Raw genomic sequence first — 19884 nt, forward strand, 5'->3', positions numbered from 1 at the left:
GCTCAGGCCGCCGCGGCGGCCGCGCCCGTCGCGGCCGCGCGCCGGCGCGTCGAGGCCAGCCGCACGCCGAACAGAATCATCACGAAGCCGTAGGCGTGGAACAGCTGCGGCGCCTCGCCCAATAGCGGCCAGGCCAGCAGCGCCGCATACACCGGCACCAGGAACATGGCCAGTCCGGCCGTGGCCGGGCCGGCCTGGCTGATCAGCCGGCCGTATACGTAGTAGGCGCCCAGGCTGGGCACCACGGCCAGGAACAGCAGCGTCGCCGCCAGCCGCGGATCGGTCCATGGCGGCACGGCGCCGCTGGCCGCCTCGATCGCCGCGAACGGCGCCAGCGCCAGCACGCCACCCAGCATCAGCGTCGCCAGGCGCGCGCTGTCGGGCACCGCCGCCGGCAGGCTCAACCGCTTCTGCAGCACCGTATAGAGCGCCCAGCCGGTGGCGGCCAGCAGCACCCACAGGTCGCCCTGGCCGAAAGCCAGGCGCGCCAGCGCCTGCGCATCGCCGCGCGACAGCACCGTCAGCACGCCGCCCAGCGCCAGCGCCAGGCCCGCGGCGCGCAGGGCCGACAAAGGCTTGCGCCAGATCGCCGCTTCCAGCAGGGCCACCAGAATGGGGCTGCACGAGAAAATCAGCGCGATATTGGTGGCGCTGGTGGTCTGGGCGCCGATGTACTGCGGCGCCACCGCCACGCCCATGCCCAGCACCGCCAGCGGCAGCAGCGACGGCAGGCTGCGGCGCAGCGTGCGGCGGTGCGCGCGCAGCGCCGGCGCGGCCAGCGGCAGCAGGATCAGCAGGGCGATCAGCCAGCGGCCGAAGGCGAGAAACACAGGGGGGAGGCTGGCGTCGTGGGCCCAGCGGGCCGCGACCATGTTGGAGGCGAATAGCGCCGGGGCGGTAAGAAGCATGGCGGTGCCGGACAGGCCCAGGCCGGATCTTGCGGGTGCTGCTGCTGCGAAGGACATGATTTCCCGCCGCGCGGATCGGCGCGCGGCATGATGCGTTGGAACTGCCGGCGCGCGCGCCGGGTTGTGCCGCAGCGAGCGCGCCGAAATCCGACGGCCGGGGTAGGCGGCCGTCTTGCAGGAAAGTCTACGGCGGGTGGCGAAAAATAGGTTTCCTGATTCACGCCTGATTGGCGGATATAGGAAAATATCTATCCTCTAGTATTGATATACAGAGAGATATTCTCCTGGAGCGCCTGCCATCGTGTCCGCCATGCCCAAAATCGACGAAACCGACCGCAAGATCCTGCGCGCGCTGCGCGCCGACGGGCGGCTCACCAACCTGAAGCTGGCCGAGCAGGTGGGGCTGTCGCCCACGCCGTGCTGGAACCGCGTGAAGGCGCTGGAAGAGGCCGGGGTGATCGAGGGCTACGCCGCGCTGTTGAACCAGAAAGCGCTGGGCCTGCCCGATACCGTCATGATCGAGGTCACGCTGGAGCACCACGACGACGACACGCTGGCGCGCTTCGGCGAGGAAATCACGCGCCTGCCGGAAGTGGTCGAGGCCTTTCTCGTGACCGGCGAGTACGACTACCTGATCAAGGTGGCGGTGGCGGGCACCGAGGGCTACGAGTCCTTTCTGCGCAAGCGCCTGTACAAGCTGCGCGGCGTGCGCCACAGCCGCTCCACCTTCGTGCTGCGGCGGCTCAAGCACACGCCTTCGGTCGAGCCCTGATCAGCCGCCGATGAATTCCTCGATGGCGCCGTTGAAGGCGCGCGGATTGCCCAGGTTCATGCCGTGCGAGGAGCCGGCGATGGTCACCCGGTGCGCGTGCGGCAGCCATTGCGCCAGCGCGTCGAGCACGGCGGGGTAGGGCGCGGGGCTCAACGCGCCGCCGATCAGCAGCGTGGGCATTTTCAGGGAGGCGATCTGCTGCGGCGTCAGCGCGGCGGGCGTCTCGCGCGCCTGGCCGAACAGCGTGCCGACGTTGTCGCGCACCATCTCCTTGAACCAGGGCACCATGCGCTGCCAGGTGTTGGGGCCGGTCACGGTATCGACGAACAGCGCCAGGCCGGCTTCGGTTTCGCCGGCGCGGATGAGCTCCAGCGCGCGCAGCCGGAAACCGCCGCGGTGGTCGTCCGCGCCGGGCAGCGGCAGGCCGGGATCGGCCAGGGTCAGGCTGCGCAGCGCGTCGGGACGGCGCAGCGCCGCTTCCAGCGCCACGCGCCCGCCGCGGGAATGGCCCACCAGATGGGCCGGGCCGCCGGCCACGGCGTCGATGAATTCCAGCACGTCGCTGGCGTGCTGTTCGATCGAAAAGCCGTCGCCCGCGCCGTCCCAGGCTTCCGGCCAGTAGCGGCGCAGGCATACCGCCAGCACGCGGAACGACCGCCCCAGCGGCGCCATCTGCGACTTCCAGTAGCGGCTGTCGGACAGGGAGCCATGCACCAGCACCAGCGGCGCGCCGCTGCCATACTCGGTGTAGGACATGGCATAGCCGCCGATCGGCGCGGTTTGCAGGGGCAGGACGGGTTCGGAACGCATGGGAGTCTTGTGCAAAAGCCAGGTGCGCATTCTAGCTCCCCGGCCATCGCGGGCCGGCGCTGATAAACTCGTTTTCCGTTGCGCCGGCCTATCCCAGCGCCGGCATCGCCTGAAACGGAGCCCGCCACGATGTCCCCCGAGTCCCTCGCCGCCCTGCCCGAATCCGCTCGCCGCGTCGCCCAGCTGCTGCTGGACCTGGGGCACGACAAGCCCGTCGTGGTGCTGCCGCAGACCGGCAAGACCTCGGCCGAAGCGGCGGCCGGGCTGGGCTGCGAAGTGGCGCAGATCGCCAAGTCCATCATCTTCCGCCGCGCCGCCGACGATGCGCCGGTGCTGGTGATCGCCAGCGGCGTGAACCGGGTCGACGAGGCCAAGGTGGCCGCGCAGGTCGGCGAACTGGCCAAGGCCGACGCCAAGTTCGTGCGCGACATGACCGGCTATGCCATCGGCGGCGTCTGCCCCATCGGCCACACGGTCAAGCCGGTGATGCTGCTGGACGCGGACCTGTTCAACTACGAAAGCCTGTGGGCCGCCGCCGGCCATCCTCATGCCGTGTTCAACCTGACGCCGCGGCAATTGGCGGACATGACCGGCGCGCCGGTCGCCGACGTGGCGCAGCGCGCATGAGCCGTCCTTAGCGCGGGCGCGCCTCCAGCCCGTCTATCAGCACCTGCCGCAAGCCGCGCGAGCAGGTTTCGACGCGCCCCTGCACCCCATACACCGCCGCCAGCGAGGCCGGCGTGATGACTTCGGCGGGGGCGCCCGCCGCGTGCAGCCGTCCGCCGTGGATCATGACCGCGCGGTCCGCGTGCTGCAGGGCCGCGTTCAGGTCGTGCAGCACGATCAGGCTGATGAGGCCGTGCTCGCGCGTTTCCTGCCTGAGCAGGCGCATCACGTGGAACTGGTAGTTCAGGTCCAGCGCCGACAGCGGTTCGTCCAGCAGCAGCACGCGCGGATGGCGCACCAGCGCCTGCGCCAGGCCGACCAGCTGCTTCTGCCCGCCGGACAGCGCATCCAGGTAGTGCAGCGCCAGATGGGCGATGCCCAGCCGTTCGAGCAGCCGCTCGACGCTGCGGGCATCGGCCGCCGCGGCGTCGCCGCCGCTGGCCCGCGCCGCCACCAGCACCGATTCCAGCACCCGCAGGTGCACCGCGGCGGGCAGGCTCTGCGGCAGATAGACCACGTGGCGCGCGCGTTCGCCGAAGTTCAGCCGGATCAGGTCCTGTTCGCCCAGCCGGGCGCTGCCGGCGCGGGTCCGGACCAGGCCGGCCAGCGCCTTGAGCAGCGTGGACTTGCCGCTGCCGTTGGGGCCGAGCAGGGCGGTGACTTCGCCGGCGGCCAGCGCCGGCAGGCCCAGCCCGTGCAGCACGTCGCCGCGCCCGTAGCCGGCGCAGAGCCCTTCGATGGCGAGTTGCGGGCTCATGGCAGTTGCCGGCGCAGGACCACCGCCACGAAGAAGGGGATGCCGACCAGCGCGGTCACGATGCCCACGGGCACGATCACGCCGGGCACGAGGTTCTTGGACGCGATCGAGGCCAGCGACAGGATCACCGCGCCCACCAGCGCGCTGCCGGGCAGGTAATAGCGGTGATCCTCGCCGAACAGCCGGCGCGCGATATGGGGCGCCACCAGCCCGATGAAGCCTATCGTGCCGACGAAGGCGACGGCCAGCGACGACAGCAGGCTGACGCGCGCCAGCGCCGCGACGCGCACGCGGCGCACGTCCACGCCGAAGCTGGCGGCGCGGTCTTCGCCCAGTCGCAAGGCGGTCAGCTTCCAGGACTGGCGCATGGCCAGCGGCAGGGCCAGCGCAACGGCGGCCGCCAGCACGGCCACCGCCGCCCAGCCCGGGCGCGCCAGGCTGCCCAGGGTCCAGAACACCAGGTTCTGCAGGGCTTCGGCGCTGGCCATGAACTGCACCAGCGAAACCAGCGCGTTGAAGGTGAATAGCATGGCGATGCCGAACAGCACCACAGTCGACGTATTCATGCCGCCCCAACGGGTCACCGCGTCCAGCAGCAGCGCGGCCAGCAGCGCGAACAGAAACGCGTTGCCGGCCACCAGCCAGCCGTCGGGGATGCCCGGCACGCCCAGCTGCAGCACGATGGCCAGCGAGGCCCCGAAGGCGGCCGCCGAAGACACGCCCAGCGTGAACGGGCTGGCCAGCGGGTTGTTCAGGATGGTCTGCATCTCGGCGCCCGCCAGGCCCAGCGCCATGCCCACCAGGGCGGCCAGCAGGGCCGAGGGCAGGCGGATGTCCCAGACGATGACGCGGGTGGTGGGATCGGCGGCGGCGGGCGCGGTCAGCGTCTGCCACAGGTCGCGCCACGGCAGGCCGGAAGGGCCCAAGGTGAAATCGGCCAGCAGCGCCATGAAAATCGCCGCCAGCAGCAGGGCGATCAGCCCCGCGCGGCGGCGCAGGATATGCCGGTAGGCGGCAACCGCCATTACTGGAGCAGCTGCAGGCGGCTCTTGGCGGTGCCGGCGGCCGGCGTGGTGGGGTAGTCGCGCACGATGCGCTGCAGCGTCGTCTTGGCGCCGGCGCGGTTGTTCAGCTCGATCTGGCTGCCGGCGATGACCAGCAGCGCATCGGGGGCGCGCGCGTTGTCGGGGGATTTTTCGACCATGGCGTTGAGCTGTTCGATGGCGCCCTTGAAGTCCTTCAGCGCGTAGCGGCTGCTGCCCAGGTAGAACTGGGCGCTGGGCGCGAGCTGGCTGGAGGGGTAGAGCGCGGTGAACGCGGCGAACGACTCGGAGGCGTCCTTGTACTGGCCCTTGCGGAAGAGGTCGATGGCGCCGTCATAGGCGGCCTGTTCCTGCGGGTCGCCGGCATTGGCGCCCGGCGGGTTGGTGCTGCCGGCGGCGCCGCCCGGGCGCGCGCTGGGCTGCTGGCGCGACACCAGTTCGAGCTGGTCGCGCAGTTGGGCGATTTCCTGCTGCAGGGACTGGATCTGGTCGGCAAGCTGCAGCTTGGCGCGCTGGTTCTGCTCGTTCTGCTGCTGAACCTGCTTGCGCAGATCCAGGATGGCCCGACGGGCCTCATCGTCGGAAAAAGCGTGGGCCGGCGCCGTCAGGGCGGCAAGCACCAGGCCGGTGGCCACAATAAGGGGACGCAGGGACAGAACGTTATCGCGCATGAAAATTCCCGGGTATAAAAACAAACGTCGGGACGGCCGGCTGACCGTCCCGACGCGTGGTAGGACACTCGACTATACGGAAAGTTTAGCGGCGATAGACGATATCGGCACGGCGGTTTTCCGCAAAATCGGCTTCCGACGTACCGGTCGCCTTCGGCTTTTCCTTACCGAAGCTGATGGTTTCGATCTGGTTGTCGCTGACGCCCAGCAGGGTCATCATGCGGCGCACGGCGTCGGCACGGCGCTGGCCCAGGGCCAGGTTGTACTCGGAACCGCCGCGTTCGTCGGTGTTGCCTTCGATCTTGATGTTTTGCTGCGGGTGCGAGGCCAGGTACTTCGCGTGGGTTTCGACCAAACCGCGGTACTGGTCCGACACCGTGTAGCTGTCGAAGTCAAAGTACACCGAGCGCTGTTGCGCCAGGATGCTTTGGGGGTTGAAGGGATCAAGGATTTCGCCGGAGCTCGACGACGATCCTTGGCCAGCGCCTCCGCCCTGACCCGCTTTATCGTCGAGAGGGACGGAGCTGCAGGCTGCCAGGGCGGCAGCCAGAGCGGCGATGGTTAGGCTTTTGGCAATGCGCGACTTCATGATAGTTCCTTTGCAAAGAGAGTCACACGTGTTATCGGGTAAATGGGCCCCAAGTCGGTTCACGTATTTCCCCGTTCAGTACCGATAGCGTCTGCCGTACGCGGCCATCGCTCGAGACACCTGCAAGCACGCTACGACCGTTTTGGACGGCGGCGTAAAGCACTTGCATTCCATTAGGCGCGAAGCTAGGGGACTGATCGTCACGACCATCGGTCAGCAAAGTCTCGGCACCTGAGGACAGGTTCAACGACGCGATACGAAACGCGCCGTCGCGTTTCGCAACGTACAGCAGCGTCGATCCGTCGGGGGAAATTCGGGGTGAGATGTTGTAACCACCATTAAACGTGAGGCGGCGGGCTTCGCCGCCACTCGAGCCGGTCTGGTAGATCTGCGGCCCGCCGCTGCGGTCACTCGTAAAGATAATGGATGCCCCGTCCGGCGTAAAGCGCGGTTCGGTGTCGATGCCGGGAGAACGCGTCACACGGGTCGGATTGGAGCCGTCGGACGCATTAACGATGTAAATTTGCGACAAACCATCGCGGGTCAGAGCCACCGCGAGCTTGGAGCCGTCGGGCGACCAGCCGGGTGCACTATTGTTACCTTTGAAGTTGGCGACGGGAACGCGCGCGCTGGAAGCCAAATTGTGCACGTACACGACAGGTTTGCCGGATTCGAAGCTCACGTAGGCCAGCTTGGAGCCATCGGGCGACCAGGACGGCGAGATGATGGGCTCGCGCGAGCGCAGGGCCACCTGCGGGTTCTGGCCGTCGGCATCGGCCACCTGCAGTTCGTAGGTGGTGCCCTTCTTCAGCACGTAGGCGATACGGGTCGAGAACACGCCGCGAACGCCGGTGATCTTCTCGTAAATGCGGTCGGCGATCTGGTGGGCGACACGGCGCAGTTCCTGCTCGGTGCCCGAGAACGCGACGCCGTCGAGCTGGCCCTTCTTGACCGTGTCGGCCAGGCGGTAGCGGACGTCGTAGCGGCCGTCGGCCCCGCGCGAGATGCTGCCGTAGGCGATGAAGTCGGCGCCCTTGGCGCGCCAGTCGTCGTGCGAGATGGGGGAGTCGACGTTCAGGCCGGAACCGGCGGCGTTGATGAGGCGGAACTGGCCGGTGCGGGTCAGGTCGGCGCGGATGACTTCGGCCAGCGCGCGTCCGTGGGTGTCGTCGACGGCGAAATCGGCGATGGCCACGGGGTACTGGGTGGCGCCGGTCCCCGAGATATCGACGCGCAACTGGGCCTGGGCGGGTCGCATGGCCATCAGGCAGGCCAGCGCCAGCATCAGCAGCCCGAGTCCATACGATCGCCAGAGAGCGAGCTGGGGTACTCGTCGGCTATAAGCGGGAGTCATATTCGTCAATCTCCTGTCAATCATACATTCTGTACACAACGTCAATAATGGGTTCGTAGCGGCCCGTCGAAGGCTTGGGGAAGGGGTTGCAACGGCGGATGCCGGTTTCGACCGCGCGGTCGAAGCCTGCAATGCCCGAAGACCGGGTCAACGTTACGCCGTTGACCTTCCCGTCGGAACCTAACTGTACCCGGTATTGTGCCGTGGGATTTTCCGATCCGCTGCGCGGCGGGGGCGGATAGGCCACCCCGGGCTGCACGCAGGCGCGCACCTTGGCGCCGTAGCCGCTGTCGCGCCCGCCGCCTGCCTGGTTGCGGTCGGCCGTGCCGCCGGGGATGCCGGCGGCGCCCAGGGCGTCGTTGCGGAACGCCTCGCGGAGGGCCTTGTCGGCGGCCGCCTTCTTGGCGGCTTCTTCCTTGGCCTTCTTCTCGGCGGCGGCCTTTTTCTCGGCTGCGGCCTTTTCGGCAGCAGCCTTTTCGGCGGCAGCCTTCTTCTCGGCGGCCGCTTTTTCCTCGGCCGCCTTCTTTTCGGCAGCCGCCTTCTCGGCAGCGGCCTTTTCGGCGGCGGCCTTCTTGGCGGCTTCTTCCTTGGCCTTTTTCTCGGCGGCGGCCTTCTCGGCCGCGGCTTTTTCGGCGGCAGCCTTCTCGGCGGCCTGGCGTTCCTGCTCCAGGCGCTTCTTCTCTTTCAGTTCGGCCTGCTTGCGCTCTTCCTCGAGGCGCGCCTTTTCCTTGGCGGCTTCGGCGGCCTGGCGCGCCTTTTCCTCTTCCTCGCGCTTCTTCTTGGCTTCCTGGAGCGCGATTTCGGGGTCGACCTCCTCGGTCTTGGGCTGAACCTGGGGTTCCGGCTCGGGTGGAGGCGGCGGGGGCGGCGGAGGCGGCGGCTCGGGCGCTTCTTCAGGCTCGGGCTTGGGCTGCGGCTTGGGTTCGGGCTTGGTCGGTTCGGGTTCGGGCGTGGGCGGCGGCGAGTCGGGCGAATTGCCGTCGGCCCAGAGTTCCACCTGCACGGGGCCGGGGTTCTCCGAGCGCCAGCTCACGCCGAAGATCAGCACGATCAGCAGCAGCACGTGCACCGCCACGGCCAGCAGCAATGCCTTGCGGTTGTCGTGATGGGGCGGGGGGGCCGGGGGGCCGCTGCGGTGTCGGATAATGGGTGGCGTCATGGGCGTTGCATGCCTTCGGCGCCGGCCGAAGGCGTCGCGTTAGCGTTTCTTCGCGGGGGCGGGCTGGTTCTGGCCGGCGGATTGGTCCACCAGCAGACCCAGGCGGGTGATGCCGTTGGTGCGCAATTCGTCCATGACCTTCACTACCGTCTCGTACGGCACCTTGCCGTCGGCGGCGATGACCACCGGGGTTTCAGCCGTAATGCGCGAGCGCACTTGCGCCACCAGTTCGGGACGCGCGATGTCCTGCGGCGTCGCGCCGGGTTCGCGCATGCGCAGGGCGAGCTTGCCGTCTTCCGAAATCTGGACTTCCAGCGGCTTGACCGGCACCTCGGAGGCGGCGCCGCCCGAGGGCAACTGGATCAGGCCGGGCGTGATGAGGGGCGCGGTCACCATGAAGATGACCAGCAGCACCAGCATGACGTCGATGTAGGGCACGACGTTGATGTCGGCCTTCATGCGGCGGCCGGCCCGGCCGCGCGAGCTTACCGAGGGCATTAGCGTACCTGCCGTTGCAGAATGTTCAGGAATTCATCGACGAAGCTGTCGAAGCGGATCGAGATGCGGTCGATGTCGTTGGTGAAGCGGTTGTAGGCGACCACGGCCGGAATGGCGGCGAACAGGCCGATGGCGGTCGCGATCAGGGCTTCCGCGATGCCGGGGGCCACCGAGGCCAGCGTGGCCTGCTGCATGTTCGACAGGCCGATGAAGGCGTGCATGATGCCCCAGACCGTGCCCAGCAGGCCGATGTACGGCGAAACCGAGCCGGCCGAGGCCAGGAAGTTGAGGTGCGATTCCAGCGAGTCCATTTCGCGCTGGTAGGCCGCACGCATGGCGCGGCGCGGGCCGTCGAGCAGGGCGATGGCGTCGCCCGTGGCGTTGCCGCGGCGGGCCTTCAGGAATTCGGTCATGCCGGCATCGAAGATGCGGGCCAGCGCGCCCTGTTCGTCGCGGCGCGAGGCCACGGCCTGCTGCAGCATGGACAGGTCGCCGCCGGACCAGAAATCGTCTTCGAAACGGCGGGTCTGCGCATGGGCGCGCTTGATGGCCAGGCGCTTGGCGAAGATGTAGGTCCAGGACATGATCGAAATGCCCAGCAGCAACAGCATGATCAGCTGGACCGGCACGCTGGCGTCGGTGATCAGGGTAAGCAACGACATGTCGTTGGTGACTTGCATGGTTATTCCTGAATGAATTTCAGTTTGGCGCGAACGTCGGCCGGCAGTTCCGCCGGCCGCATGTGGATGGCATCGACGCAGCAGACTTGGATATTGCCTTCGGCAAGCAGTTCCCCGTCACGCTCGGCGCGCTGCGCGAAGTGTATCGAAGCGCGGCCCAGTCGTGTGATCCGGCTGCGTATGGTAAGCAGGTCGTCCAGCCTGGCCGGTTTGCGGTAGGACATGTCCAGGGAGTGGACGACGAAAAGCCGTTGCTCGCTGGCCGCCAGGGCGGACTGGTTGACTCCCAGGTCGCGCAGCCACTCGGTGCGTGCGCGCTCCAGGAATTTCAGGTAGTTGGCATAGAAAACCACCCCGCCCGCGTCCGTGTCTTCGTAGTAGACACGGACCTGCAGGATGGATTCGGGGAACTTCGGGGCGGTCACGGTACGGATAGGCAGATGTCGGACGGGGCCGATAAGCCCGTAGTTACTATAAGGTTAAAGGGTGTCGAGCTTGCTCAGCACGGCCTCGAGCGCGGACTCTACCGGAATCTTGGCGGCTTCGGTTTCCCGACGGGCCTGCAATTCCAACACACCATCGTTCAGGCCGCGTTCTCCAACTGTTACACGCAGCGGCGCGCCGATCAATTCCCATTCGGCGAACATCACGCCGGGGCGGGCGTCGCGGTCGTCCAGGATGACGTCCACGCCGCGCGCCAGCAGCGATTCATAGAGCTTCTGGGCGGTGTCACGCACGGTTTCACTTTTGCCCCAGCCCACCGGGCAGATCACGACTTCGAAGGGCGCGATCGCGCGCGGCCAGATGATGCCGCGGGCGTCGTGGTTCTGTTCGATGGCCGCGCCCACGATGCGGGTGACGCCGATGCCGTAGCAGCCCATCTCCAGCACCGCCGGCTTGCCGGTCTCGTCCAGGAAGGTGGCCTTGAGCGCTTCGGAGTACTTCTTGCCCAGGTAGAAAACGTGGCCCACTTCGATGCCGCGCTGGATCGACAGCGTGCCCTTGCCGTCGGGCGAAGGATCGCCGGCGACGACGTTGCGCAGGTCGGCGACCAGCTCGGGCTCGGGCAGGTCGCGGCCCCAGTTCACGCCGCGGATGTGGAAATCTTCCTTGTTCGCGCCGCAGACGAAGTCGGCCATGTTGGCCACGGTGCGGTCGGCGACGACGTGCACCGGGCGCGCGGTCTTGACCGGGCCCAGGTAGCCGGGCTTGCAGCCGAAAGCCTCGACGATCTCGCTTTCCGTGGCGAAGCGGAAGCCCGCCAGGCCCGGCAGCTTGCCGGCCTTGATCTCGTTGAGCTCATGGTCGCCGCGCAGCAGCAGCAGCCAGATGTCGGCGCCTTTTTCGCCGTCGGTGGCCAGCACGATGGACTTGATCGTGCGCTCCAGCGGCATGTCCAGCAGGCGGGCGACGTCTTCGCACTTGGCCGCGCCCGGGGTGGGCACTTCGGCCATGGCCTCGGCCGGCTCGGCGCGCGTGGCGTACAGCGCGGGCGCCTCGGCCAGCTCGATATTGGCGGCGTAGTCGGACTCGGCGTTGTAGACCAGCAGGTCCTCGCCGGTTTCGGCGATGACCTGGAATTCATGGCTGCGCGAACCGCCGATCGAGCCCGTGTCGGCCGCCACCGCGCGGAATTCCAGGCCCAGTCGGCCGAAGATGCGCATGTAGGCGTTGAACATGATGTCGTAGCTGCGCTGGGCGCCAGCCTCGTCGCGGTCGAACGAGTAGGCGTCCTTCATGGTGAATTCGCGGCCGCGCATCAGGCCGAAGCGCGGACGGCGCTCGTCGCGGAACTTGGTTTGGATGTGATAGAAGTTCAGCGGCAGCTGGCGGTAGCTGTGGATCTCGTTGCGCGCGATATCCGTGATCACCTCTTCGGACGTGGGCTGCAGCACGAAATCGCGCTGGTGCCGGTCCTTGATGCGCAGCAGTTCCGCGCCGTACTGCTCCCAGCGGCCCGACTCCTGCCAGAGCTCGGCGGGCTGGACCACCGGCATCAGCAGCTCGATGGCGCCCGCGGCGTTCATTTCCTCGCGGACGATGGCCTCGACCTTGCGGATGATCTTCAGCCCCAGGGGCATGTAGGTGTAGATGCCGCCCGCGAGCTTGCGGATCATGCCGGCCCGGGTCATCAGTTGGTGGCTGGCGACTTCGGCTTCCGAAGGGGCTTCTTTGAGGGTGTTGATGTGGTAGTTGGATGCGCGCATGTTTAAAGGTGGCAGCAGATACGTATAATCGTCCGTAATTGTATTGAATTCGGTGGGGGTGGCCCATGCTTGACCGCGAAGGCTACCGCCCCAATGTCGGCATCATTCTCGTCAACACCAAAAACGAGGTCTTTTGGGGCAAGCGTATCAGGGAACATGCATGGCAGTTCCCCCAGGGCGGCATCAAGTACGGCGAAAGCCCGGTGCAGGCCATGTATCGCGAGCTCCATGAAGAGGTGGGCCTGAAGCCCGAGCATGTCCGCATTTTGGGGCGTACACGCGATTGGTTACGTTATAACGTGCCCGATCACTTCGTCCGGCGTGAGTGGCGCGGCCACTATAAAGGACAAAAGCAGATTTGGTTCTTGTTGCGCCTGGTCGGCCGTGACAGCGACGTTTGCCTGCGCGCGACGCAGCATCCGGAATTCGACGCCTGGCGCTGGAGCCAGTACTGGGTTCCGCTGGATGCCGTGATCGAGTTCAAGCGCGACGTCTATACCCAGGCGTTGAACGAGTTGTCGGCGATCCTCTTTCGGCGTCACCACGAAACCCGCTACTTGCGCCAGCGGGTGCACGGACAACGTGCGGCTGAGAATTTGCCCGAAGGAACGGACGGTCATGCGCATATTGTTGGTTGAAGACGAACGGGACATGGCGTCCTGGTTGATGCGCGCGCTCGCCCAGAGCGGGTTCGTGCCCGACCACGCGGCCGATGCCCGGACGGCCGAAGCCTTCATGGCCGGCACGGAGTACGACGCCATCGTCATGGACCTGCGCCTGCCCGACAAGCACGGGCTGGTGGTCCTGCGCGAGATGCGCAACCGCGACGACCGCACGCCGGTGCTGCTCTTGACCGCGCAGGGCGCGCTGCAGGACCGCGTGCGCGGCCTGAACCTGGGCGCCGACGATTTCCTGACCAAGCCCTTCGCCCTCGAAGAACTGGAAGCCCGCCTCACCGCCCTGGTGCGCCGCAGCCGCGGCCGCCAGCATCCGCGGCTGCAGTGCGGCTCGCTGTCCTACGACAGCGAAAGCCGCGCCTTCACGCTGGACGGCTCGCTGCTGTTTCTCACCCCGCGCGAACACGCCGCGCTGGCGGCCCTGCTGACCCGCAGCGGCTACCCGGTGGACAAGTCGCAGCTGTTCGGCAAGGTCTTCACCCACGACAGCGAAGCCAACCCCGACGCCATCGAGGTCGTGCTGCACCGGCTGCGCAAGAAGCTGGCCGGCAGCGACGTGCGCATCGTCACGGTCCGCGGGCTGGGGTACATGCTGGAAAGCGTCGCCAGCGAGTCGGCCTAGATGAAGTTGCCGCGCGTCGGCATCCGTGCGCTGCTCATCATCCTGCTGCTGCCGGGCGTGGTGGTGCTGCTGGTCGTCGACAGCCTGAACGACTACCGCACGCTGGCCGAAATCACCAACGAAGCCTACGACAGCGCGCTGGTCGAGCCGGCGCGCGTGCTCGAAAGCAGCCTGGAATTCACGCCCGAGGGCAGGCTGCAGGTGGCCACGCCGCTCTATGCGCAGGTCATGCTGGAATCGCGCGCCGGCCTGCGCAAGTATTTCCGCATCGAAGAAATGGACCCGCCGCTGCCGGACGGCTCGCCGGTGCCGCAGGACCAGGGCAAGACCTTGCTGGGCATGCCCGAAATGCCGCGTCCGCCGAGCTGGCCGCGCTCCAACGGCCAGCCGGTCTTCTACGACAGCGTCTACCGCAACGACCCGGTGCGGGTCGTTGCGGTGGTGCGCGATCTCTACTACAAGGGGCAGCACCGGCAGGTGCTGGTGGTGGTGGCCGAAAGCACCGGCAAGCGCATCGAGGCCGAGAACCGCGCGCGCCGCCAGGAAATCCTGCGCGACACGCGCATGCTGGCCCTGGTGGCGCTGCTGGTGTGGTGGGGCGTGTCGTGGGCCCTGAAGCCGCTGCGCCGGCTGCGCAACGATATCCGCGGGCGCCGGCCCGACGACCTGACGCCGCTGGACGCCTCGCGCGTGCCCAGCGAGGTCAGCCCGCTGGTCGACGCCGTCAACCACCATATCGCGCGCTACCGCCGGGTGCTGGACGAGCAGTCGCACTTCCTGGCCGACGCCTCCCACCAGTTGCGCACGCCGCTGGCCATCATGCTGACGCAGGCGCAGTACGCGCTGCGCGAGCGCGATCCGGCGCGCGCGCAGGAGGGCCTGCGCGCCATCGTTGACCAGCTGGGCCGCACCCGCCGCCTGACCGAACAGCTGCTGTCGCTGGCGCACGCCAACCAGGCCGATCCGCTGCCGCGCCAAGTGCTGGACCTCAACGCCGTGTCGCGCGAGGTGGTGCTGCAGTACCTGCCGCTGGCGCACGAGAAACAGCAGGACCTGGGCTGGGTGCCGGCCGGCGCCGAAGAAGGGCAGGAAACCCCCGTGCCGGTCTCGGGCAACGAGGCCGAGCTGCACGAGGCCCTGTCCAACCTGGTCCATAACGCCATCCACTACACGAACCCCGGCGCGCGCATCACCGTATCGGTCTGCCGCCAGGACGGCCGCGCCGAGGTCGCCGTGTCCGACAACGGCCCCGGGCTGGACCCGGTGCTGCGCCAGCGCGCGTTCGCGCGCTTCGAGCGGGTCGGCACCGACAAGCCGGTCGCCTCCTCGGGCTCGGGCCTGGGGCTGGCGATCGCGCGCGCCTACGCGCGCCGCAACGACGGCGACATCGAACTGCGCGACGGCGAGCCCAACGCGCAGGGCGGCGTCGGCCTGGCTTCCGTGCTGTGGCTGCCGATCGCCTCCACGGTCTCGCAGTATCCGCGCCCGGCCGACGTCGAACTCAAGGGCGAGCAATAGCGCGCCGTCACCGTCGCTTACGCATGCGACACGCCCGCCGCTCAGGGATTACCCCTGGATTCAGCAAGGCGACAGCGCACAGAAAGCGAATCCGCAGCTTCCTTCCGTAATCTGCCCTCCGGCCTGTCGCAAGCGGCCGCGGCGTCCGTTCCGGGCGGCGCATTCAGGGCTGCAAAGGCCTGTGAGGAAGGAGGAAGACGTGCAAAAAACCATCAACAGAAAGGACTATTACGGCGGCGCGCTGATGGTCCTCATCGGCCTGGGCGCCATATACGGCGGAACCGACTATCACGTCGGCACGCTCAGCCACATGGGCCCCGGATTCTTTCCGGCGGCGCTGGGCGGACTGCTGGCGCTGACCGGCGTGCTGATCGCGCTGTCGGCGCGTTCCGGCGAAAGCGGCGGCGCCGCGCCGGGCGAGGGCCACGCCCACGGCCTGCCGGACCTGCGTGGCGGCGCCTGCATCCTGCTGGGCATCCTGGCATTTCTGCTGCTCGGCCACTACGGCGGCCTGCTGCCGGCGACCTTCGCCATCGTGTTCATATCCGCGCTGGGCGACCGCAAGAACACGGTCAAACAGGCGTTCCTGCTGTCGATCGCCATGGTCGCGATCGCGGTCGTCGTTTTCTGGTGGGCGCTGCAACTGCAGATGCCGCTGTTTCGCTGGGGTTGAAGCGCCATGATCTCCCAATCCTTGATGGACCTCTGGTACGGCTTCGGCGTCGCGTTCCAGTGGCATAACCTGATGTGGTCGTTCTTCGGCGTGCTGGTGGGCAACCTCATCGGCGTGCTGCCCGGCATGGGCGCGCTGTCGGCCATTTCGATCCTGCTGCCGCTGACCTATGTGATGCATCCGGTGCCCGCCATCCTGATGCTGGCCGGGATTTTCTACGGCTCGCAATACGGCGGCGCCATCGGCGCGATCCTGCTCAACCTGCCTTCGCATCCGCCGCATGCGGTGACCTGCCTGGACGGCTATCCGCTGACCAAGCAGGGCAAGGGAGGAACGGCGCTGGGCATCACCATGATCTGCTCGTTCTTCGCCGCATCCGTAGGCATCATCGTCATGATCTTCGCCTCGCCGCTGCTGGTGGAGGTGGCGTTCAAGTTCGGCCCGACCGAGATCTTCTCGATCATGCTGCTGGGGCTGCTGGCCGGCGCGACCATGTCGCGCGGCTCGCCGCTGAAGGGCGTGGCGATGACCCTGTTCGGCCTGATGTGCGGGGTGGTGGGCACCGACGTCAACACCGGCACCATCCGCTTTTCGTTCGGCCTGCTGGATCTGTCCGACGGCCTGGAGCTGGTGGCGATCTCGATGGGCCTGTTCGGCGTGGCCGACTTCCTCATGAGCGTCAACCGCATGAGCATCATCGGCAGCGGCGCCAAGCTGCGCCTGAAGGACATGCGGCCCAGCCGCCAGGAGCTCAAGACCGCCTTCTGGCCCATGGTCCGCGGCACCACGGTGGGCACGCTGTTCGGCGCCATGCCGGGCACCGGCCCGACGATCACCACCTTCGTGTCCTACGCGCTGGAACGCAAGATCTCCAAGACGCCGGAAAAATTCGGCACCGGCATGATCGCCGGCGTGGCCTCGCCCGAAGCCTCGTCGCACTCCAAGACGCAGGTCGACTTCATCCCGACGATGAGCCTGGGCATTCCGGGCGACGCGGTGATGGCGCTGATCCTGGGCGCGCTGCTGATCCAGGGCATCCAGCCCGGCCCGCAGCTGATCACCGAACATCCGGACATCTTCTGGGGCCTGATCGCCAGCTTCTGGGTCGGCAACGTGCTGCTGATGGTGCTGAACGTGCCGTTGATCGGCGTGTGGGTGAAACTGCTGCAGGTGCCTTACCGCTACCTGTTCCCGTCCGCGCTGTTCTTCATCGCGGTGGGGGTGTTCAGCACGCAGAACAGCCTCTTCCAGATCTGGGAGGTGCTTGCTTTCGGCGTGATCGGCGCCATCCTGATGACGCTGGAATTCTCGGTCGCGCCCATCCTGCTGGGCTTCGTGCTCGGGCCGATGGTGGAAGAGAATTTCCGCCGCGCGCTGCTGCTGTCGCGCGGAGATCTGGGCGTGTTCATCGAGCGTCCGATCAGCGCCTGGTTCATCGCGGCCAGCGCCTTGCTGATCGCGCTGCAGGTGTGGGCCTTCCTGCGCCGCGGCCGCGGCAAGGGCCGCGGCAAGCCCGAAGTGCCGCAGGCGGCCTGAACGGCGCGATCCGGATCGGCCCGGCGCTTTCGCCGGGCCGTTTGATTTGTCGGGCGGCATCCCTCATGCTTGGGGGTTCCTGAGTTCCGCATACGAAAGCCGCCATGCACATCCTGTTCGCCTGTCCCCACCACGATCCCGACGCCTGGGTGCCCCTGCTGGAGGCCGCCATGCCCGGCTGCCGCATTTCGGTATGGAACCCCGAAGGCCCGCCGTCGGGCGCCGACGTCGCGCTGGTGTGGCGTCCGCCGGCCGAACTGTTCAGGCACGAAACCGGCCTGACTACGCTGTTCAACCTGGGGGCGGGCGTCGACGCCCTGCTGAAAATGCCCGAGATCCCGCCGCACGTGCGCATCGTGCGCCTCGAAGACGCGGGCATGGCGCTGCAGATGGCCGAGTATGCGTTGTACGCGCTGCTGCGCGTCTCGCGCGATTTCGAAGCCTTCGACCGCGCCCAGGCGCGCCAGCACTGGGAGCCGGGCGAAGGCAGCCGGCCGGCCGACTGGCCGGTGGGCGTGCTGGGGCTGGGCCAGGTGGGCCTGCGCGTGGCGCAGACGCTGGCCGGCTTCGGCTATCCGGTGGCGGGCTGGTCGCGTTCGCCGCGCGACATCCCGGGCGTCGAATCCTATGCGGGCATGGACGCGCTGCCGGCGTTCCTGGCGCGCACGCGCTTCCTGGTCAACGTCCTGCCGCTCACGCCGGATACGGCCGGCATCCTCAATCGGGACACGCTGTCGCGGCTGCTGCCCGGCGCCCATCTGGTCAACGTCGGCCGCGGCGAGCACCTGGTCGAGGACGACCTGGTGCAGATGCTGGAAGAGGGCGAGATCGCCGGCGCCACGCTGGACGTGTTCCACACCGAGCCGCTGCCGCGCGACCATCCCTTCTGGCGCGATGCGCGCGTGCACGTCACGCCGCATATCGCGGCGCGCACGCTGCGCGACGAAAGCATCGCCCAGATCGCGGCCAAGGTCGCGCAGCTGCAGCGCGGCGAGGCCATCAGCGGCGTGGTGGAGCGCGAGCGGGGCTACTGAGCCGCCGCGGTCGGCGCCTTTTCCAGCCGCTGGTACATGGAAGGCAGGCGCTCGGACAGGAAATCGAGCAGCGCGCGCACCGCGGGCATCATGCCGCGGCGCGACGGGTAGATACAGTGCACGATACCTTCGGGCGACTGCCATTGCGGCAGCACCTGCACCAGCTGGCCGCGGCGCAGCTCTTCATGCGTGGCGATCGACGGCAGCAGCGCGATGCCGCGGCCGCGCACCGCCGCCTCGGTCAGCACGATGAAGTCGTTGCAGGACAACTGCGGCTTGAGCTCGATGCTCACCTCTTCGCCCTTGTCGTTGCGCAGCGGCCAGCGCACCTCGTGCTGCGGGTCGCTGAAGCTCAGCGTGGTGTGGGTGGCCAGGTCCTGCGGGCTGTCGGGCGTGCCGTGGCGCTGCAGGTAGCCCGGGCTGGCGACCAGCGTGCCGCGTCCGGTGCCGAAGTGGCGCACCACCAGTTCCGCGTCCGTATCCAGCTTGGTGCGCACCCGCAGCGCCAGGTCCACCCCCTCGCGTATCAGGTCCACGCGGCGGTTGGTCACCAGCAACTGCACCGATATCGCCGGCCAGGCGTCCAGGAATTCCGGCAACAGCGGCGCCAGCACGTCCTGGGCGATGGAAACCGGGCAACTGACGATCACAGGCCCGCTGGGCTCGGACTGCAGCTGGCGCATGGCCTCGTCGGCCGCGCGCGCCGAAGCCGCCATTTCGCGGCAATAGTGCAGATAGCGCTCGCCGGCCGAAGTCAGTCGCAGACGCCGCGTCGTGCGTTGCAGCAGGCGTACGCCCAGGCTTTCCTCCAGGTGGGAGATCCGGCGCGACAGGCGGGATTTGGGGATGTCCAGCGCCCGCGCCGCGGCGCTGAAACCGCCTTGCTCGACGACCTGGGAAAAATAATAGAGATCATTGAGGTCTTGCATGATTGTTCTGCACTTGGAACGAACAGTTCATCATAACCCCATTTATATGTGCAATCAGCCCAGTTACAGTGAGGCCATGCATTCGGCGCCTGCCCGAGCCAAGACCGCGACAGGCCCCCGCCCACTGGAGATATTTGCAATGAAGACCCTGGTTATCCTTTCCTCGATTCTCGGCGATCGTTCCAACAGCAAGCAATTGGCCGATCACCTGATTGCGCGCATCAAGTCCGCCAACCCCGCCGCGGCGGTCAAGATCCGCGACATCGGCGCCCAGCCCCTGCCGTATTTCGACGGCGCCACCGTCGGCGCGCTGTTCACGCCGTCCGACGCCCGCACGGCCGAGCAGCACCGCATCGTCGAACTGGGCGATGCCCTGATCGCCGAACTGATGGAAGCCGACCGCATCGTCTTCGCCGTGCCCGTCTACAACTTCAGCCTGCCCGCGCAGTTCAAGACCTACCTGGATTACGTCGCTCGCGCCGGCGTCACCTTCCGCTATACGTCCGAAGGCGTGCCGGAAGGCCTGGTCAAGGGCAAAGAGGTGCTGGTGCTGACCGCCCGCGGCGGCAAGGCCGAAGGCACGCCCGCCGATACGCTCACGCCTTACCTGCGCCAGATGCTGGGCTTCCTGGGCATGGACGACGTGACCTTCATCGCCGCCGAGGGCATGGCCATGGGCGAAGTCGCGGCGCTGGAAGGCGTGGCGCAGGCCAAACAGCGCATCGACGCGCTGCTGGCCGACGCGGCGCCGGTCGGCATCGCTGCATAAGCCCGGTCGTCG

Annotated in this window: 22 protein-coding genes; 9 read left to right on the plus strand and 13 right to left on the minus strand. The window is 67.6% G+C overall.

What is annotated here, in order from left to right; translation table 11 throughout:
- Nucleotides 1-2 precede the first annotated feature (2 nt).
- Complete coding sequence (locus C1I89_RS29665; RefSeq protein WP_258231551.1) at nt 3-965, minus strand: DMT family transporter; 963 nt, start codon at nt 963-965, stop codon at nt 3-5.
- A gap of 253 nt (nt 966-1218) precedes the next feature.
- Between C1I89_RS29665 and C1I89_RS29670 the strand changes: the two genes are divergently transcribed.
- Complete coding sequence (locus C1I89_RS29670) at nt 1219-1680, plus strand: Lrp/AsnC family transcriptional regulator (protein WP_247747728.1); 462 nt, start codon at nt 1219-1221, stop codon at nt 1678-1680.
- Here the strand turns inward: C1I89_RS29670 and C1I89_RS29675 are convergent, their stop codons facing one another.
- Complete coding sequence (locus C1I89_RS29675; RefSeq protein WP_102775887.1) at nt 1681-2490, minus strand: alpha/beta fold hydrolase; 810 nt, start codon at nt 2488-2490, stop codon at nt 1681-1683. It abuts the gene before it with no gap.
- Nucleotides 2491-2619: 129 nt separating this feature from the next.
- On the opposite strand from C1I89_RS29675, the gene C1I89_RS29680 reads away from it, so the two are divergent.
- Entirely contained in the window at nt 2620-3117 is a 498-nt protein-coding gene (locus C1I89_RS29680; protein WP_102775850.1) for a YbaK/EbsC family protein, read from the plus strand.
- Between the two features lie 7 nt (nt 3118-3124).
- Here C1I89_RS29680 and C1I89_RS29685 read toward each other — a convergent pair whose 3' ends face one another.
- From C1I89_RS29685 to C1I89_RS29730, 10 genes are all read right to left on the minus strand, one after another.
- Nucleotides 3125-3913: an ABC transporter ATP-binding protein gene (locus C1I89_RS29685; protein ID WP_102775851.1), complete on the minus strand. Its 789-nt coding sequence runs from the start codon at nt 3911-3913 to the stop codon at nt 3125-3127.
- Entirely contained in the window at nt 3910-4938 is a 1029-nt protein-coding gene (locus tag C1I89_RS29690) for a FecCD family ABC transporter permease (RefSeq protein ID WP_102775852.1), read from the minus strand. Before C1I89_RS29690 ends, C1I89_RS29685 begins: the two co-directional genes overlap by 4 nt.
- Entirely contained in the window at nt 4938-5627 is a 690-nt protein-coding gene (gene ybgF / locus C1I89_RS29695; RefSeq protein WP_102775853.1) for a tol-pal system protein YbgF, read from the minus strand. Before ybgF ends, C1I89_RS29690 begins: the two co-directional genes overlap by 1 nt.
- 85 nt (nt 5628-5712) lie before the next feature.
- Complete coding sequence (gene pal / locus C1I89_RS29700; RefSeq protein WP_102775854.1) at nt 5713-6216, minus strand: peptidoglycan-associated lipoprotein Pal; 504 nt, start codon at nt 6214-6216, stop codon at nt 5713-5715.
- Between the two features lie 31 nt (nt 6217-6247).
- Nucleotides 6248-7570 (minus strand): Tol-Pal system beta propeller repeat protein TolB, encoded by a 1323-nt coding sequence (gene tolB / locus C1I89_RS29705; RefSeq protein WP_102775855.1) that lies wholly within the window; start codon nt 7568-7570, stop codon nt 6248-6250.
- Nucleotides 7571-7586: 16 nt separating this feature from the next.
- Nucleotides 7587-8729 (minus strand): cell envelope integrity protein TolA, encoded by a 1143-nt coding sequence (tolA, locus tag C1I89_RS29710; protein WP_102775856.1) that lies wholly within the window; start codon nt 8727-8729, stop codon nt 7587-7589.
- 39 nt (nt 8730-8768) lie between these two features.
- Entirely contained in the window at nt 8769-9227 is a 459-nt protein-coding gene (locus C1I89_RS29715; protein ID WP_102775857.1) for an ExbD/TolR family protein, read from the minus strand.
- Nucleotides 9227-9907, minus strand: a complete 681-nt coding sequence (gene tolQ, locus C1I89_RS29720) for a protein TolQ (protein WP_102775858.1) — start codon at nt 9905-9907, stop codon at nt 9227-9229. Before tolQ ends, C1I89_RS29715 begins: the two co-directional genes overlap by 1 nt.
- A 2-nt stretch (nt 9908-9909) precedes the next feature.
- The gene (gene ybgC, locus C1I89_RS29725) at nt 9910-10332 is read right to left on the minus strand and encodes a tol-pal system-associated acyl-CoA thioesterase (protein ID WP_102775859.1); all 423 of its coding nucleotides are present in this window, start codon (nt 10330-10332) and stop codon (nt 9910-9912) included.
- A 54-nt stretch (nt 10333-10386) separates the two neighbouring features.
- Nucleotides 10387-12114, minus strand: a complete 1728-nt coding sequence (locus C1I89_RS29730) for a proline--tRNA ligase (protein WP_102775860.1) — start codon at nt 12112-12114, stop codon at nt 10387-10389.
- Nucleotides 12115-12179: 65 nt separating this feature from the next.
- Between C1I89_RS29730 and C1I89_RS29735 the strand changes: the two genes are divergently transcribed.
- From C1I89_RS29735 to C1I89_RS29760, 6 genes are all read left to right on the plus strand, one after another.
- Nucleotides 12180-12752, plus strand: coding sequence for an RNA pyrophosphohydrolase (locus C1I89_RS29735; RefSeq protein WP_102775861.1), 573 nt, complete (start codon nt 12180-12182; stop codon nt 12750-12752).
- On the plus strand, nt 12733-13413 hold the full coding sequence (locus C1I89_RS29740; protein ID WP_062681263.1) for a response regulator: 681 nt from the start codon (nt 12733-12735) through the stop codon (nt 13411-13413). The genes C1I89_RS29735 and C1I89_RS29740 overlap by 20 nt, the downstream gene beginning before the upstream one ends.
- Nucleotides 13414-14931 carry a sensor histidine kinase gene (locus C1I89_RS29745; protein WP_102775862.1) on the plus strand — a complete coding sequence of 506 codons (1518 nt, stop codon included), beginning with the start codon at nt 13414-13416 and terminating at the stop codon, nt 14929-14931.
- Between the two features lie 244 nt (nt 14932-15175).
- The gene (locus tag C1I89_RS29750) at nt 15176-15604 is read left to right on the plus strand and encodes a tripartite tricarboxylate transporter TctB family protein (protein ID WP_102775888.1); all 429 of its coding nucleotides are present in this window, start codon (nt 15176-15178) and stop codon (nt 15602-15604) included.
- A 6-nt stretch (nt 15605-15610) separates the two neighbouring features.
- Nucleotides 15611-17140: a tripartite tricarboxylate transporter permease gene (locus C1I89_RS29755; RefSeq protein ID WP_102775863.1), complete on the plus strand. Its 1530-nt coding sequence runs from the start codon at nt 15611-15613 to the stop codon at nt 17138-17140.
- A gap of 104 nt (nt 17141-17244) precedes the next feature.
- Nucleotides 17245-18174, plus strand: a complete 930-nt coding sequence (locus C1I89_RS29760; RefSeq protein WP_102775864.1) for a 2-hydroxyacid dehydrogenase — start codon at nt 17245-17247, stop codon at nt 18172-18174.
- On the opposite strand, the gene C1I89_RS29765 is transcribed toward C1I89_RS29760, so the two are convergent.
- Nucleotides 18168-19103 carry a LysR family transcriptional regulator gene (locus C1I89_RS29765; protein WP_102775865.1) on the minus strand — a complete coding sequence of 312 codons (936 nt, stop codon included), beginning with the start codon at nt 19101-19103 and terminating at the stop codon, nt 18168-18170. The two genes, C1I89_RS29760 and C1I89_RS29765, sit on opposite strands and share 7 nt — an antisense overlap.
- Nucleotides 19104-19242: 139 nt before the next feature.
- Here C1I89_RS29765 and C1I89_RS29770 point away from each other — a divergent pair, with 139 nt between their 5' ends.
- Nucleotides 19243-19872 (plus strand): FMN-dependent NADH-azoreductase, encoded by a 630-nt coding sequence (locus C1I89_RS29770; protein ID WP_102775866.1) that lies wholly within the window; start codon nt 19243-19245, stop codon nt 19870-19872.
- Nucleotides 19873-19884 lie beyond the last annotated feature (12 nt).

It is taken from the genome of Achromobacter pulmonis, from assembly GCF_002885955.2.
GTDB lineage: Bacteria > Pseudomonadota > Gammaproteobacteria > Burkholderiales > Burkholderiaceae_B > Achromobacter > Achromobacter pulmonis_A.

Coding starts and splice junctions, on each gene's coding strand:
- C1I89_RS29665 (WP_258231551.1), bottom strand. CDS start 965: ATGTCCTTCGCAGCAGCAGCACCCGCAAGATCCGGCCTGGGCCTGTCC.
- C1I89_RS29670 (WP_247747728.1), top strand. CDS start 1,219: ATGCCCAAAATCGACGAAACCGACCGCAAGATCCTGCGCGCGCTGCGC.
- C1I89_RS29675 (WP_102775887.1), bottom strand. CDS start 2,490: ATGCGTTCCGAACCCGTCCTGCCCCTGCAAACCGCGCCGATCGGCGGC.
- C1I89_RS29680 (WP_102775850.1), top strand. CDS start 2,620: ATGTCCCCCGAGTCCCTCGCCGCCCTGCCCGAATCCGCTCGCCGCGTC.
- C1I89_RS29685 (WP_102775851.1), bottom strand. CDS start 3,913: ATGAGCCCGCAACTCGCCATCGAAGGGCTCTGCGCCGGCTACGGGCGC.
- C1I89_RS29690 (WP_102775852.1), bottom strand. CDS start 4,938: ATGGCGGTTGCCGCCTACCGGCATATCCTGCGCCGCCGCGCGGGGCTG.
- ybgF (WP_102775853.1), bottom strand. CDS start 5,627: ATGCGCGATAACGTTCTGTCCCTGCGTCCCCTTATTGTGGCCACCGGC.
- pal (WP_102775854.1), bottom strand. CDS start 6,216: ATGAAGTCGCGCATTGCCAAAAGCCTAACCATCGCCGCTCTGGCTGCC.
- tolB (WP_102775855.1), bottom strand. CDS start 7,570: ATGACTCCCGCTTATAGCCGACGAGTACCCCAGCTCGCTCTCTGGCGA.
- tolA (WP_102775856.1), bottom strand. CDS start 8,729: ATGACGCCACCCATTATCCGACACCGCAGCGGCCCCCCGGCCCCCCCG.
- C1I89_RS29715 (WP_102775857.1), bottom strand. CDS start 9,227: ATGCCCTCGGTAAGCTCGCGCGGCCGGGCCGGCCGCCGCATGAAGGCC.
- tolQ (WP_102775858.1), bottom strand. CDS start 9,907: ATGCAAGTCACCAACGACATGTCGTTGCTTACCCTGATCACCGACGCC.
- C1I89_RS29730 (WP_102775860.1), bottom strand. CDS start 12,114: ATGCGCGCATCCAACTACCACATCAACACCCTCAAAGAAGCCCCTTCG.
- C1I89_RS29735 (WP_102775861.1), top strand. CDS start 12,180: ATGCTTGACCGCGAAGGCTACCGCCCCAATGTCGGCATCATTCTCGTC.
- C1I89_RS29740 (WP_062681263.1), top strand. CDS start 12,733: ATGCGCATATTGTTGGTTGAAGACGAACGGGACATGGCGTCCTGGTTG.
- C1I89_RS29745 (WP_102775862.1), top strand. CDS start 13,414: ATGAAGTTGCCGCGCGTCGGCATCCGTGCGCTGCTCATCATCCTGCTG.
- C1I89_RS29750 (WP_102775888.1), top strand. CDS start 15,176: ATGGTCCTCATCGGCCTGGGCGCCATATACGGCGGAACCGACTATCAC.
- C1I89_RS29755 (WP_102775863.1), top strand. CDS start 15,611: ATGATCTCCCAATCCTTGATGGACCTCTGGTACGGCTTCGGCGTCGCG.
- C1I89_RS29760 (WP_102775864.1), top strand. CDS start 17,245: ATGCACATCCTGTTCGCCTGTCCCCACCACGATCCCGACGCCTGGGTG.
- C1I89_RS29765 (WP_102775865.1), bottom strand. CDS start 19,103: ATGCAAGACCTCAATGATCTCTATTATTTTTCCCAGGTCGTCGAGCAA.
- C1I89_RS29770 (WP_102775866.1), top strand. CDS start 19,243: ATGAAGACCCTGGTTATCCTTTCCTCGATTCTCGGCGATCGTTCCAAC.